At 42.5% G+C, this 14,834-nt stretch carries 8 protein-coding genes; 4 read left to right on the top strand and 4 right to left on the bottom strand.

Features of this window, described 5'->3' with window-relative positions:
• Positions 1-48 precede the first annotated feature (48 nt).
• The 3 genes from hslV to BM739_RS06045 all read left to right on the top strand — a co-directional run bounded on the left by hslV (position 49) and on the right by BM739_RS06045 (position 2,487).
• A complete protein-coding gene (hslV, locus tag BM739_RS06055) occupies positions 49-573 on the top strand; it encodes an ATP-dependent protease subunit HslV (RefSeq protein ID WP_076538501.1) in 525 nt (174 codons plus the stop codon).
• 22 nt (positions 574-595) lie between these two features.
• Entirely contained in the window at positions 596-1,921 is a 1,326-nt protein-coding gene (gene hslU, locus BM739_RS06050; protein WP_076538499.1) for an ATP-dependent protease ATPase subunit HslU, read from the top strand.
• 173 nt (positions 1,922-2,094) lie between these two features.
• Positions 2,095-2,487 (top strand): gamma-butyrobetaine hydroxylase-like domain-containing protein, encoded by a 393-nt coding sequence (locus tag BM739_RS06045; RefSeq protein WP_076538497.1) that lies wholly within the window; start codon positions 2,095-2,097, stop codon positions 2,485-2,487.
• Between the two features lie 143 nt (positions 2,488-2,630).
• Here the strand turns inward: BM739_RS06045 and acnB are convergent, their stop codons facing one another.
• Complete coding sequence (acnB, locus tag BM739_RS06040; RefSeq protein WP_076538496.1) at positions 2,631-5,228, bottom strand: bifunctional aconitate hydratase 2/2-methylisocitrate dehydratase; 2,598 nt, start codon at positions 5,226-5,228, stop codon at positions 2,631-2,633.
• Positions 5,229-5,664: 436 nt separating this feature from the next.
• Between acnB and hxpB the strand changes: the two genes are divergently transcribed.
• Complete coding sequence (gene hxpB / locus BM739_RS06035; protein WP_076538494.1) at positions 5,665-6,327, top strand: hexitol phosphatase HxpB; 663 nt, start codon at positions 5,665-5,667, stop codon at positions 6,325-6,327.
• Positions 6,328-6,408: 81 nt separating this feature from the next.
• Here hxpB and BM739_RS06030 read toward each other — a convergent pair whose 3' ends face one another.
• From BM739_RS06030 to lpdA, 3 genes are all read right to left on the bottom strand, one after another.
• Complete coding sequence (locus BM739_RS06030; protein WP_076538492.1) at positions 6,409-8,622, bottom strand: patatin-like phospholipase family protein; 2,214 nt, start codon at positions 8,620-8,622, stop codon at positions 6,409-6,411.
• A 100-nt stretch (positions 8,623-8,722) separates the two neighbouring features.
• Positions 8,723-13,171 carry an EAL domain-containing protein gene (locus BM739_RS06025; protein ID WP_076538490.1) on the bottom strand — a complete coding sequence of 1,483 codons (4,449 nt, stop codon included), beginning with the start codon at positions 13,169-13,171 and terminating at the stop codon, positions 8,723-8,725.
• A 194-nt stretch (positions 13,172-13,365) separates the two neighbouring features.
• A complete protein-coding gene (gene lpdA, locus BM739_RS06020) occupies positions 13,366-14,796 on the bottom strand; it encodes a dihydrolipoyl dehydrogenase (protein ID WP_076538488.1) in 1,431 nt (476 codons plus the stop codon).
• Between the last annotated feature and the right edge of the window lie 38 nt (positions 14,797-14,834).

Below are 14,834 nucleotides of genomic sequence, written 5' to 3'. Positions count from 1 at the left end.
CAGCAAGCAGCAGACTCCTATTCGCTGCCGTCGTTAAGAGGATTTACCGTGACTACTATCGTATCCGTACGCCGTAACAATCAAGTTGTCATCGCAGGTGATGGCCAAGTATCCCTTGGCAATACCGTCATGAAAGGCAATGCCCGCAAAGTGCGTCGTCTCTATCAAAATAAAGTGATCGCAGGTTTTGCTGGCGGCACAGCCGATGCATTTACTCTTTTTGAGCGTTTTGAAACCAAGCTCGAAATGCATCAAGGCCATTTATTAAAGTCAGCCGTTGAACTCGCCAAAGATTGGCGCACCGACAAAATGCTCCGCAACCTTGAAGCCATGCTTATTGTTGCCGACACCAAAGAATCATTGATCATTACTGGCAACGGCGATGTGGTTCAGCCTGAGCATGACCTCATTGCAATTGGTTCTGGAGGTAACTATGCCCACGCCTCTGCGCTAGCCTTATTACAAAATACTGATTTAAGTGCTCGTGACATTGCAGAAAAATCATTAACGATTGCCGGTGATATATGTGTATTCACCAACCAACATAAAACCGTTGAGCAAATCGACTACTAAATTAGCACGTAAGGAATTATCTATGTCTGAAATGACCCCACGCGAGATTGTCCATGAGCTAGACTCGCACATCATTGGTCAAAAAAATGCTAAACGTTCTGTTGCCGTTGCTCTTCGTAACCGTTGGAGACGCATGCAACTTGAAGCATCATTTCGCCAAGAAGTGACCCCAAAGAACATTTTAATGATTGGCCCTACTGGTGTGGGTAAAACTGAAATTGCCCGCCGTTTAGCAAAACTAGCTAATGCGCCTTTCATTAAAGTTGAAGCCACTAAATTCACTGAAGTGGGTTATGTGGGTAAAGAAGTTGAGCAAATCATCCGTGATTTAACAGACTCAGCCGTGAAAATGACCCGCGAACAGCAAATGAAAAAAGGCCGTCATCGCGCTGAAGAGCTTGCAGAAGAGCGCATTCTTGATGCCCTATTGCCTAAGCCAAAAGATGACTGGGATACTGAAAAGAAAGACGATTCAAATACCCGTCAAATCTTCCGTAAGAAATTACGTGAAGGCCAGCTAGACGATAAAGAAATTGATATCGATTTAGCCGCGCCGCAAGTGGGGGTTGAGATCATGTCACCTCCAGGCATGGAAGAGATGACCAATCAGCTTCAAAGTATGTTCCAAAACATGGGACAAACTAAAGAAAACCGTAAAAAGGTTAAGATTAAAGAAGCATTTAAGCTGTTAATCGAAGAAGAAGCGGCCAAGCTTGTCAATCAAGAAGACATGAAAGAGCAAGCTATCGACTTGGTTGAGCAAAACGGTATCGTATTCTTAGACGAAATCGACAAAATCTGTAAGCGCGGCGAAAGCTCAGGCCCTGACGTATCTCGTGAAGGCGTGCAACGTGACTTACTGCCATTAATCGAAGGTTGTACTGTGACCACTAAACACGGCATGGTTAAAACTGATCACATCTTGTTTATCGCCTCAGGTGCATTCCAGATGTCTAAGCCATCGGATTTAATCCCTGAGCTTCAAGGCCGTTTACCAATCCGTGTTGAGCTAAGCGCATTAACCGCTGATGACTTTAAACGTATCCTAACGGAACCGCATGCATCATTAACTGAGCAATATGTGGCATTAATGGGGACTGAAGGCGTTAAAGTTGAATTTAGTGAATGTGGTATTGAACGCATTGCTAAAGCCGCTTGGCAAGTCAACGAGACCACTGAAAACATCGGTGCGCGTCGCCTACATACTGTGATGGAAAAGCTGATGGAAGAGATTTCATATGACGCTTCAGAAAAATCAGGCAGCACCTTTGTGATTGATGCAGATTATGTCAATGATCACTTAGATGCCCTAGTAGAAGATGAAGACTTAAGCCGCTTCATTCTGTAGCGATTGCTTAAGCTTACCTACCCTAGCTGTGATCTATTACTAATTTAGCCTCACAGATATTAGGAAATTAAAGGTGAATAGTGCCACAATGGACTATCACCTTTTTTATTGTCTATCATTGCCAGCCAAGAGTATCTTAACGTTGCTGACAGTATTTTAAAGAGAGCAATGCCATGAACCAGCAAGCCAATAGCCCCGTTGTAACCAATCTTAAATTAAAGCGTAAATCTAAGTTACTTGAAGTGAGCTTTGAAAGTGGTGAAGTGTTTAATATCAGCTGCGAAATGCTACGTGTTCACTCCCCTTCAGCTGAAGTGCAGCGCCACGGCAATCCAATTTTGGTCACCCATAAGAAAAACGTCAATATCACTGCCATTGAGCCTGTCGGCAATTATGCAGTTAAAATCATTTTTGATGATGGCCATGATACAGGGCTGTTTTCGTGGAAGATTTTATTTGAACTGGGTAATCAACAAGTGGAAATCTGGGAACGGTATTTAGCACGACTTCGTGCTGAAAAAGGTTCGCGTGAACCCTTGATTGATATGAATATCAAATACTCTTAGTTTGGTATTTCCAAACTTGGTATGGACATTCTTAGTCATCAAAAAGTAATGGCCATCCGCTCAAATTCCAAATACAAAAATGCCAGCTTAATCGCTGGCATTTTTCAGTTTACGCTTTTAAACGTCAGTCATCTTTTTAAAGATTAAACCGCAGCTTGAAAAATCACGCTGTCAGCTTTCTTAGTGTAAGAATCAATTTGATCAAAGTTCAAGTAACGGTAAGTATCAGCTGCGGTTGCATCTAATTCTTGAGCGTATTGTTGATACTCTGCTGGTGACGGTAGACGGCCTAATAATGCCGCTACTGCTGCTAACTCAGCTGATGCTAAGTACACATCTGCACCTGTACCTAAACGGTTAGGGAAGTTACGCGTTGACGTTGAAACAACTGTCGCACCTTCAGCAACACGTGCTTGGTTACCCATACACAGTGAACAACCCGGGATTTCAATGCGCGCACCAACACGGCCAAAGATCGCGTAGTAACCTTCTTCGGTTAACTGATCTTTATCCATCTTAGTTGGCGGTGCAATCCAAAGACGAGTTGGCAAGGTCGTGGCAAACTTCTCTAGCATTTTACCGGTAGCGCGGAAATGACCAATGTTAGTCATACAAGAACCAACGAACACTTCGTCAATTTTTGTTTCTGCAACTGATGAAAGTAATACCGCATCATCTGGATCGTTTGGCGCACAAAGAATTGGCTCTTTGATATCGTTCAAATCGATTTCGATAATTTCAGCGTATTCAGCATCTTTATCAGCTTCCATTAGCTCTGGGTTTGCTAACCACTCTTGCATCGCAGTAATACGACGCTCGATAGTACGGCGGTCACCATAACCTTCAGAAATCATCCACTTCAACATCACGATGTTAGAGTTTAGGTATTCAATGATTGGCTCTTTATCTAGCTTAATCGTACAACCTGCAGCACTACGTTCTGCTGATGCATCAGATAATTCGAATGCTTGTTCAACTTTAAGTTGCTCAAGACCTTCAATTTCTAATACACGGCCAGAGAAAGCGTTAATTTTGCCTTTCTTCTCAACCGTTAACAGACCCATTTCAATGGCTTTTAATGGGATTGAATGAACAAGGTCACGTAATGTGATACCTGGTTGCATTTCACCTTTAAAGCGCACCAAGATTGACTCAGGCATATCAAGTGGCATGACGCCAGTTGCAGCAGCAAATGCCACTAGGCCAGAACCCGCTGGGAATGAAATACCGATTGGGAAACGGGTATGTGAATCACCACCAGTACCTACGGTATCAGGCAGTAACATACGGTTTAACCAAGAGTGAATAACCCCGTCACCTGGACGCAGTGCAACACCGCCACGATTCATGATGAAATCAGGTAAGGTGTGGTGAGTGTTCACATCGATAGGCTTAGGGTAAGCCGCTGTGTGACAGAAAGACTGCATGGTTAAATCGGCGCTAAAGCCTAAACATGCTAAATCTTTCAGTTCATCACGGGTCATTGGGCCAGTGGTGTCTTGTGAACCAACTGAAGTCATTTTAGGTTCGCAGTATTGACCTGGACGAATACCTTTAACGCCACATGCTTTACCGACCATTTTTTGTGCCAGCGTAAAGCCTTTGTTGGTCGCAACCACATCTTGTGGACGAACAAACACTTCAGAAGCCGCAAGGCCTAATGTTTCACGGGCACGGTCAGTTAAGCCACGGCCAATGATTAATGGAATACGGCCACCAGCACGTACTTCATCAAGCAGTACCTCGGTTTTTAGCTCGAATGTAGAGATAACTTCATCACTACCGTTGCGCTTAACGACGCCTTCGTATGGATAGATGTCGATAACATCGCCCATGTTCATCTTGTCTACGTTAAGCTCGATTGGTAGTGCGCCTGCATCTTCCATGGTGTTAAAGAAGATAGGGGCAATTTTACCACCTAAACAGAAACCACCAGCACGCTTGTTTGGCGCATAAGGGATATCATCGCCCATGAACCATAGTACTGAGTTAGTCGCTGATTTACGTGAAGAACCGGTACCAACAACATCACCCACATAAACGAGCGGGTAACCTTTGCCTTTAAGGGCTTCGATTTCTTTAACTGGGCCAACAGTGCCAGCAACATCAGGTACAATACCGTCACGAGCATTTTTCAGCATAGCTAAAGCATGTAATGGGATGTCTGGACGCGACCATGCATCAGGAGCTGGAGACAAGTCATCTGTGTTTGTCTCACCTGATACTTTAAATACGGTCAAGGTGATCTTTTCAGCTAATTTAGGACGGTTTAAGAACCATTCTGCTTCAGCCCAAGACTCAACAACTTGCTTAGCAAACGCATTACCAGCTTGCATTTTTTCTACCACGTCGTGGTAGGCATCAAACATCAATAACGTGTTTGATAACGCAGTAACCGCGATTGGCGCAAGTGCATCATTATCTAATTGAGCGATAAGCGGTTCAATGTTGTAACCGCCCTGCATAGTACCTAATAACTCGGTAGCACGCTCAGCTGAAAGGATGGGTGACGATACAGTGCCTTGAGCCACTGCATCTAAGAATGCTGCTTTTACGTAGGCAGCTTCATCAACACCAGGGGGAATACGATTCTCTAATAAGTCAAGAATTACGGCCTCTTCACCAGCAGGCGGCGTCTCAACTAACTTCACTAATTCAGCCACTTGTTGTGCATCTAATGGCTTAGGGACAACACCCTCTGCAGCACGTTCTGCGACGTGTTTACGATATGCTTCTAGCACGGCAACATTCCTCTTTGTTATTGCGCCTAACAGCGAAACTGAACGTCATTCAATATAGAGAATGACCATTCCACAGGTTCGGGCTTGAAATCCGACCCGTAGTATACTACAGGTTTGCAAAAGTATGAATTAGATCACACTCTATCGGAGACGAAATCCATCTGAATTTTGAGTTCGATGGCTAATTTACTGCTCACTTTAAACAAAATAAATTAGACGATAGTTTAAAACGTTATAAAAAACCATTTAATTCAATGCATTAACTAATATATACAATTTAAACTTAACCGAGTCAACTTCTGCAAATTATCGCTATTTTTTTGCAATTATTTTGACTGTTAGGCATAGTTATTTGGCTATGATTAATCACTTGCACCCACCAGCATGCTTATTCAACTTTATCGCCTAGATATTCAAAACAGTAAACAGGACTATTATGACATTGATGAAAATTAACGCGGTTATTTTTGATATGGATGGGGTCATTATTGATACCGAGCCCGCTTGGCAACGAGTCGAGGTGGCGGTATTAAGTCAATTTGGCGTGCCTATCACCCTTGCTGATGCAGAAAAAACCACCGGCATGAGAATTGATCTTCTGGTCCACTATTGGTATCAAAAATACCCTTGGGCTAACTATGATAATCAAGCCGTTTCCCAACAAATTATTGATGGGGTTATCCACTTTATTGAAACTGAAGGCCAGCCGATGCAGGGCGTAGTGGCAGCATTGCAAGCATGTCAGCAGCAAGGGCTAAAAATCGGCTTAGCCACCTCATCATCCAGTGACTTAATTGCGGCTGTAATGAATAAACTGGCTATTAGGGATTATTTTGACGCCATCACCTCTGCCGAAAAGCTGCAATATGGCAAACCTCACCCTGAAGTGTATTTAAATTGTGCTACGGCCTTAGGCATTGAGCCCGCACAGTGCTTGGCAATTGAAGACTCATTTAATGGCCTAATTGCAGCAAGAGCGGCAAGCATGCAAACGGTGGCGATCCCCGCGGCGGAGTTAGCCAGTCAGTCTCGCTGGCAAGTGGCGCACCACCAGCTGGCGCATTTAGGTCAGCTTAAGTCGTTGATTGAAAATATCTAGCGTTAATGTCTTGCTAACATCTGCCATAAAAAAGCTGCCTTATTTAAAGATACGGCAGCTTTTTATCTTCAGACTGAACAATTAAAAGTTTTTACCTAGGAATAAATAAAGGGACTGATCACCGGTATCGGTAAAGCCGAAGCCAAGTGCCGCGGGGCCCCAGCTAGTATCAGTGCCTAAATACACGCTGCCTGCATAAATAAGATCATTGAAATCAATATCATCTCGATTAACCCACACATTACCCGCTTCGAAACTGGTGCCGATATACAAAGGGATATCACTCAAAAACAAATCTCGGCCTAAATCATATTGATAAATCAAAGCACCGAATGCTTTATGGGCACCCGCTAATGCGCCCTTATGGAAACCTGATAAATTTAAAAAGCCGCCGAGCTCTGCAACATGTAAGGTAAACTCACGGTCAACATCAACAGTGGCTAAGGCGACCTTACCCACAATGGCATGATTACCTAGCTTAAGTGCGCCTTTCCAGTCAGCTTCAAACTGCCAAGACAGTTCATCAGAGTCATTAATAACCGCGCCTTTATAGGTTTCATTTCTAATCGACGCTTTAAAGGTTAACCGCTGCCCTTCAGTTGGAAAACTAATGCTATTTAAGGTGTCAAAACTAAAGGCAAAATAGCCACCATAAGAGTCATATTCAAGATCTTGGGTAGAAACGGCTCTATTACTTAAGTCACCTATTTCACCTACAGCACCCACCTCTATTAATCCGGCGTGGGAATAGTTATAACCTACGCCAAATACCAATTGATTTAGTGTGTTTTTCAGTTCAAAGACTCGGTTGTTATCATCATAAAAATCCCAGTTTTTGATCTCAAATTCGTATTTAGAGCGAATGTAGAAGTCTTGGTCTCTGTCTAATGGCTGATAAAATTCTGAGCTAACTCGTTTGTCGTAGCCTAACTGAACTTCATTGCGCCACTCACCACCATTATCGGTCAGTTCACCCATGGTATAAGCCAGACTAAGGGTAATGGCTGAATCTAAGGTAAAGTCATCTTCCCAGTTAAAGCCGGCGTCAAAATAATTTGGCCCCCAGGATTTGGCATGGGTAGTCACCGTTAATATGCGCCCAGCTTCTGTGTCTTCAAACTCGGCATCAACACGCTGAAACTTATTAAGGGAATAAAGCCGTTTTATGCCCTCGTCTAAGGCTTCTTTGGTGATCACTGTGCCTTTTTTAAGGGCTAACTCTTCATCTAACAGGCTTTCACTCACTCTAGATTGATTATCAAATACAATCTTAATCACTGGGCGATTTACTTGATTGACTAGCAGTAATTTGGCGCGTTGTTTATTGTCTTGATAGGCCTGATATTCTTCCGCGCTGACACTTAAATGTGTCAGCATTGGCAGCGCCGCTTCGCCCGCCAGTGTGCCGGCAGCTAATGCGTCTGGCATGATATCAAAGTCAGTGGTGCTCATGTCATCAATCGCTGGACGAATAAGCACATCATCATCCGTTAATAATGTTTTTTGATGCTCTGTGGTGGCTTTGGTCAAAATGGTTGAAAGCTGCTCCAACACAGCAATGGTGCCATTAAGTTGCTCTTTGCTGGCCAATGGTGAGCCAATATCAATGGCTATGACCACATCAGCGCCCATAGCTTTAATGACATCGACTGGCATGTTATTTGAGATGCCACCATCAACCAGTAGCTTGCCGTCTATTTCTGCCGGTTGTAATGCCCCCGGTACCGTTGCAGAGGCTTGCATGGCTTTAACGATACTGCCGTGGGCTAATACCACAGCATGGCTAGTAACTAAATCTGTTGCCACAGCGCGATAAGGAATGGCCAGATCATCAAAATCGCCAAATTGCTCTACCACATCAGTTGATGAACGTAATAGCTGCGACATGGTTTGGCCAAGTAGTAAGCCACTAGGGACCGCTAAGCCGCCATCTTTATAACCTACGTTAATGGGGATATTAAATTTGTCGCGGTGTTGTTTATCGCGGTAAGTAAGTACTTCTCGAGGAATGGTATCTGAGTAGCCATCAGCCCAAGGGGAGTTAAGCATAATGTGTTCGATTTCTGCGGCGCTATAACCTAAGGCATACATGCCGCCAACGTAGGAGCCAATACTGGTACCAGTAATATAATCAACCGGAATACGGTGCTGTTCTAATAACTTAAGCACCCCAATATGCGCCGCGCCTTTTGCGCCGCCGCCACTTAATACTAATCCCACTGACTGGCGTTCTTTAGCCATTAAGTTGTGTGAAAATAAACTGAGTAGCAACAGCAGTGCAATCTTACGGCCCATATAAAGCATCCTATCTTTAATAATGATCTACCGCGTCATTCTAGCAGAGAAAAACTCACATGAATAAAACCTTTATAACCCACCGTTAACCATGCAAACTTCACTTTTTACAGCTTTTTCCAATCCCGATAAACTTATCCAGCTCAGCCTTTGGCATAGGTTTGGCAAAGAAATACCCTTGGATGATATAACAACCTCGGCTAAAGACTTGCTCCATTTGTGCGTGTGACTCTACCCCTTCGGCGACTACCTGTAATTTTAGGTTTCTTGCCAGTTCAATAATACTGCTCACAATGGCTTGATCAGCTTCATTAGTAGCAATATCAATTAAGAAGGAGCGATCGATTTTTAAGGTATTCACCTCAAAGCTTCTTAAATACGCCAGTGATGAATAACCGGTGCCAAAATCATCGATGGCCACCTCAATACCAAGCTGCTTAAGCTGGGTTAAATGCGATCTCGCCACCTGCAGCTCTTTCATTAACACGCCTTCAGTAATTTCGATAGCAAGGCATGTTGCTGGCATACCAGTATCGGCTAAGGTCGCTTTTAAGTTATCAATAAAATCCACCTGCCTAAACTGCACCGCAGACACATTGACTGACAGCTGAAAAGGCTGGTCGTAAAGAGCATGCCATCTTGCCCCATCAATACAGGCTTGGCGCAACACCCAGCGATCAATATCAATAATCAAGCCACAAGATTCAGCCACCTTGATAAAGATATCAGGGCGAATAAAACCTTCAACCGGGTGATGCCAGCGGATCAGCGCTTCCATACCAACAAATTTATCACCTTGGAGTATGTCTATCTGAGGTTGGTAATAAAGCTCAAAGTCGTTATTTTCGATGGCGCTACGTAAGTCAGCTTCAATTTTTAAATGATATTGCGCCTCGGCATTACGCTCAGCCGAATAATATTGGAAGTTACCGCGGCCTTCTTCTTTAGCGTGATACATGGCTAAATCAGCATTTTTTATTAAGGTTTCTGCATCTTGGCTATCTTCAGGCCACATGCTGATACCAATACTGGTTGAGACAAAAAACTCGCGGCCAAATAACCTAAATGGCGCCTCGATAGTTTTTAAAATCGTCTCCGCGATGAGGTTTATTTGGTCGATTGAATTAGCATTTCTGATTAAGATAACAAACTCATCGCCACCAAAACGGCAAACCAAGTGTTCAGCCTCAACGCTATGTTGTAATCGTTTCGCCGCTTCAACAAGTAACGCATCGCCCATACTATGGCCATAAGAGTCATTGACGTGCTTAAAACGATCTAAATCTAAAAACAACAATGCCAGTTTTTCATTACTGCGGTGAGCTTGCTGGATAATTTTTTGCAAGCGGCGATTAAACATCGCTCGATTAGCCAGCCCGGTTAACGCATCATTATTGGCTAAATGCTGTAAATTAGACTCGTATTTTTTACGCTGGGTGATATCTGAAAAGACCACCACATAATGCTGTGAGATATCGCGCTTATCAGACATTTTAGAGATATTAACCCAAACAGGAAAATGCTCATTGCTCGCCCGTTTAAAGCTTAACTCGCCATTCCATGAGCGGCTATTTTGCAATAAATCATCGATATTTTTGGAGCCATGATCCACATACAGTAATGACTCAAAGCCTCTTCCATTAAGCGCTTCATGCTGGGTGGTAAAGATAGTTGCAGCTGCGGTATTTAGTAATTTTACCCGCTTACGACTATCAAGAATTAACATGCCTTCTGAGGTGTTTTCAAATGCCTTGGCAAACAAGTCAATTTCATTTTGAAGCTCACGTTGCTCAGACACCTCAGTATAAATACCGGCAACTTGATCTAACTGCCCAGTGGTTTGGTTACGCGTGACTGCACGGCCTCTGATACGCAGCCAACCAATAGCCTCTTCACCACGGTAATACCTAAACTCAATATCAATGGTTTCTTTATCGCCCTTTAACAAAGCTCGCCATTGCTGCTGGAGGTTATCTTTATCGGCGGCAACAATTGGTAAATCGGACACGAGATAAGATAACTTTCTTCCCTCACCCAACAGGCCCGATTTATTATCAAATTGGATTTGGTTAGTGCTAGCTTGCCACTCCCATAAGTCTGAGTCGCTACCACGCAGTGACTGACGTAATTTGTCTTCGCTTTCCCTTAATGCCTGATTAATGCCAATAACACGGTTTATTTGTTTTTTGCGAAACCATAAAGAAGTAAATGCCCCAAACAGAATGACAAAAAGCACTAAGGCTTTAAACCACTGTGACGCCCACCAAAATTGTTCAACCTTAAAACTAAATTGAAACGGACTGCTTGCCCACATCCCATGCTTTTTATGTAATAGCTCTAGGGTATATTCACCTGCTTTTAAATCAGCAATATTAATCTGAGTTTGGCCTTGTAGATAAATATATTGGCTATCTAAGCTATTATGCTCATGAAGCAAGCGATACTTTAAGCTGATTGGTGTTTCATCCACGTAGTCGAAAGTAGTTATTTGAAAACTGATTAATTTAGCTCCTGGCTGCACTAAATTAAAGGAGTCTGGTACCAAGTGATACTCAGTATTGTCCTCGTAGTAAATTGCAATGGACTCTAGGGCGATACCGTCATTACTGACCCGGCGCTTAAGCTTATCAATATCAACTAACATCGCCCCATTAGGGCCGCCAATATATAAGCCTGCATTAGGGTCATAATAAGCTGCTGACTCATTAAACTCATTACCAATAAATCCATCGCTGGTAGAAAATGCATCAATGGCTTTTGTCTGTTTATTTTGTCTAATTAACGTTGACGTACAACCTACTAAGTTATTTTTTTCAGTTTGCTCAATAAAATAAATCGTCGGACAATCAACATGCCAATAGTCACTCATGGATAGGGTCTCATGAGTTTGGGTATCAAAAACAATGACCCCATTTTGGCGAGTCCCTAACCACAGGGTTCTCTCATCAACGTTAAGAATATTATTAACGGTCATATCCTTAACGTTCTCGCCTAACATTTCACTTAATGACACTGCATTATTATTGCTATCTATATAGCCAAAGAAACCACTACCGCCTATCCATAGACGATCATGATTTTCACGGAACATGCTTCTAATGCGCACAGACTGAGTTTGTGGAATATGATCTTTCAGTGAGATACTTTCGATATCATCTAATCCCGGCTGCCAATAATAAACCAGATTAGTCGCCCCCCACCAAACCCTTCCGTTTGGCAGTGGATCTGCATAGGAATTAAATAATATTTCTCCTTTTAGCGAGTCACTTAAGGCGGCAAAATCGCTAAAATCTACTTGCTGATCAGTTTGTTTATTAATAACAAACAGTCCACTGGTTGTTGTGACCACAATATGCTGATTATCAAGCTCATTAACACCGTAAATTGAATCTCTCGCTTCAAAGCCTGTTGGGATAAGGTATTTTGAAGTCTTGGCTGATTTATCAACAATGGTTAAGCCGCCATCACCGCCAAGCCAGACTTTATCTTGCTCGGCATAAATACTCCAAATCATGTCATCTTCAATTTGATAAGCTGATGAATGAGTGAAACTCTCCAATAAAAAGTCAGGAGCTATTGCCAGTAACGCTAAACCTTCGCCTGCGCCGCCAAGCCAAATTAAACCATCTTCATCAATAGCAATATCGTCGATATAATCAATGTCTGCATTATTTTTTAATTGCTCTTTATATGAAATTGGCTTCGATGATTGCCTATCCCATGAAAATAGCCCACTTTTTGCACTAAGCCACAAATTGCCTCGGGCGTCTTCGATTACCTTTTCAATATAATAAGGCAGCCCAACAACGGCGTTCATCTGATAGTTTAGCGGGTTAAGTTCATATAAGCCTTTATTGGTTAATATCCAAATATGCTGACTTGAATCAATAAATACTTTTTGGATTAATAAATTATTTACAGGCCGCTTTATTTGTTCGATCAATTTTCCTGCGGGATTTTTTATCACAACTTCATAGGCAGACGAGTAAATATAGTGGCCATTACTTAGCTGATTGACACTATTCCATTGCAATGTCTTATCCAGCTCTTGGGCTGTTAGCACTGAGATTGACAGTGAATTAACATCAAACTCAAGCACCTGCCCTAAACGGGTAAGCAGAATTAAATTACCATTATCTAGACGTGTTTCATCAACAACAGAATCATCACTAGTTATGAGGCCGGCAATAATGTCATCTGAAAAACGATTGAGTTTAATATCGTAGAGGTAAAGCGATGTGCCAGAAGCGACTAGAAGGCGCTGAGAAGTCACCTTAGCGATAAGATGAATGTTTTCTGCAGCTAATGCATTATCACTATCAGGTTGATCAATGCGGCGGGTAACAGTATCGCTAACACGAAATACTCCCTGCTCAGTTGCCAGCCAAACATAGCCATAATCATCAAATGCAATGTCATTGATAGTGTAATTAACCAGGCCATCTTTGATATTAAATAAACGTTGGACAAGATCGTCAGCCACGCTTGGAAAGCTGCAACTAAGGGTAAGAACGACCAAGGTGAGAAACGATTTAATGCCTTTTATCATTATGACTGGGTTACTCTTTTATTGATTTTATTATGCTAAGCGCTTCTATGTGAACCTATATGGCTTTATGCCTGCAACAACAAAAACAATTAAATTTAATACAATATTTGAATATATCACCTAAAAGTAAATTTAGAGCAAAAAAAAGCACCTCGAAAGGTGCTTTAATACAAATTGCTACAAATAGCTACATGTTACTTTTTCTTTTTTGCCTTCGGGTTTGGCAAATCAGTAATTGAACCTTCATAAACTTCAGCCGCAAGACCGACAGACTCATGTAACGTTGGGTGAGCATGAATAGTTAAGGCTAAATCTTCAGCATCACAACCCATTTCAATTGCTAAGCCAATTTCGCCTAGTAATTCACCGCCATTAACACCAACGATAGCACCACCAATAACGCGATGAGTTTCTTTATCGAAGATGAGCTTAGTCATACCGTCACTTGCATCAGAAGCAATTGCGCGGCCACTTGCAGCCCATGGGAATGATGCAGTTTCATAGGCAACGCCCTGCTCTTTGGCTTCTTTTTCAGTAAGACCAACCCACGCAACTTCCGGGTCTGTGTAAGCAATTGAAGGAATAACTTTGGGGTCAAAGAAGTGCTTAAGACCTGAAATAACTTCAGCAGCAACGTGGCCTTCATGCACACCTTTGTGCGCAAGCATTGGTTGACCAACGATATCACCGATAGCGAAGATGTTAGCAACGTTAGTACGCATTTGCTTATCAACATTGATAAAGCCACGCTCATCAACATTTACGCCAGCTTTTTCAGCGTCTAGGCCTTTACCGTTTGGTGTACGACCAATAGCAACCAATACAGCATCGTAACGAACTGGCTCAGATGGGGCTTTTTTACCTTCCATAGAAACGTAAATGCCGTCTTCTCTCGCTTCAACCGCAGTCACTTTAGTTTCTAGGATTAAGTTAAACTTCTTCTTAATCTTTTTAGTGTAGATACGCACGATATCTTTATCAGCAGCAGGAATAACTTGGTCGAACATTTCAACCACGTCAATTTGACTACCTAAAGAAGAATAAACTGTACCCATTTCTAGGCCGATAATACCGCCGCCCATGACTAATAACTTTTCAGGTACTTCTTTTAGTTCTAAAGCATCAGTTGAATCCCAAATACGTGGATCTTCATGTGGGATAAATGGCAGTTTAATTGGACGAGAACCCGCTGCAATAATGGCGTTGTCAAAGTTAACCACTGTTACAGTGCCATCTTCAGCAGTCACTTCCATTGTATTTGGGCTAGTGAATTTACCTAAACCATTTACCACATCAACTTTACGCATTTTAGACATTCCGCCTAAACCGCCAGTCAGTTGACCTACTACTTTTTCTTTAAAGCCGCGTAACTTGTCTAAATCAATTTTTGGCTCACCAAAAACAACACCGTGATCGGCAACTGCTTTTGCTTCTTCAATGACTTTAGATACGTGTAAAAGTGCTTTCGATGGGATACAACCCACGTTCAAACAAACACCACCAAGGGTGCTAAAACGTTCTACAATCACAGTATCTAGACCTAAATCTGCAGCGCGGAAAGCTGCTGAATAACCTGCTGGGCCGGCACCTAGTACTACTACCTGAGTTTTGATTTCGTTACTCATGTTTTCCTCTATTTTATCTATCGTTGGCGGAAAAACCG

Origin of the sequence: Shewanella sp. UCD-KL21 (genome assembly GCF_001957135.1) — a bacterium.
Taxonomy (GTDB): Bacteria; Pseudomonadota; Gammaproteobacteria; order Enterobacterales; family Shewanellaceae; genus Shewanella.
Note: the sequence above shows the minus strand (reverse complement) of the source record. Positions and strands in the feature narration are given on the sequence as shown.

What these genes read in the sequence shown, in the direction of transcription:
- hslU (WP_076538499.1), top strand. Translation starts at nt 596, where the DNA reads ATGTCTGAAATGACCCCACGCGAGATTGTCCATGAGCTAGACTCGCAC.
- BM739_RS06045 (WP_076538497.1), top strand. Translation starts at nt 2,095, where the DNA reads ATGAACCAGCAAGCCAATAGCCCCGTTGTAACCAATCTTAAATTAAAG.
- hxpB (WP_076538494.1), top strand. Translation starts at nt 5,665, where the DNA reads ATGACATTGATGAAAATTAACGCGGTTATTTTTGATATGGATGGGGTC.
- BM739_RS06030 (WP_076538492.1), bottom strand. Translation starts at nt 8,622, where the DNA reads ATGGGCCGTAAGATTGCACTGCTGTTGCTACTCAGTTTATTTTCACAC.
- BM739_RS06025 (WP_076538490.1), bottom strand. Translation starts at nt 13,171, where the DNA reads ATGATAAAAGGCATTAAATCGTTTCTCACCTTGGTCGTTCTTACCCTT.
- lpdA (WP_076538488.1), bottom strand. Translation starts at nt 14,796, where the DNA reads ATGAGTAACGAAATCAAAACTCAGGTAGTAGTACTAGGTGCCGGCCCA.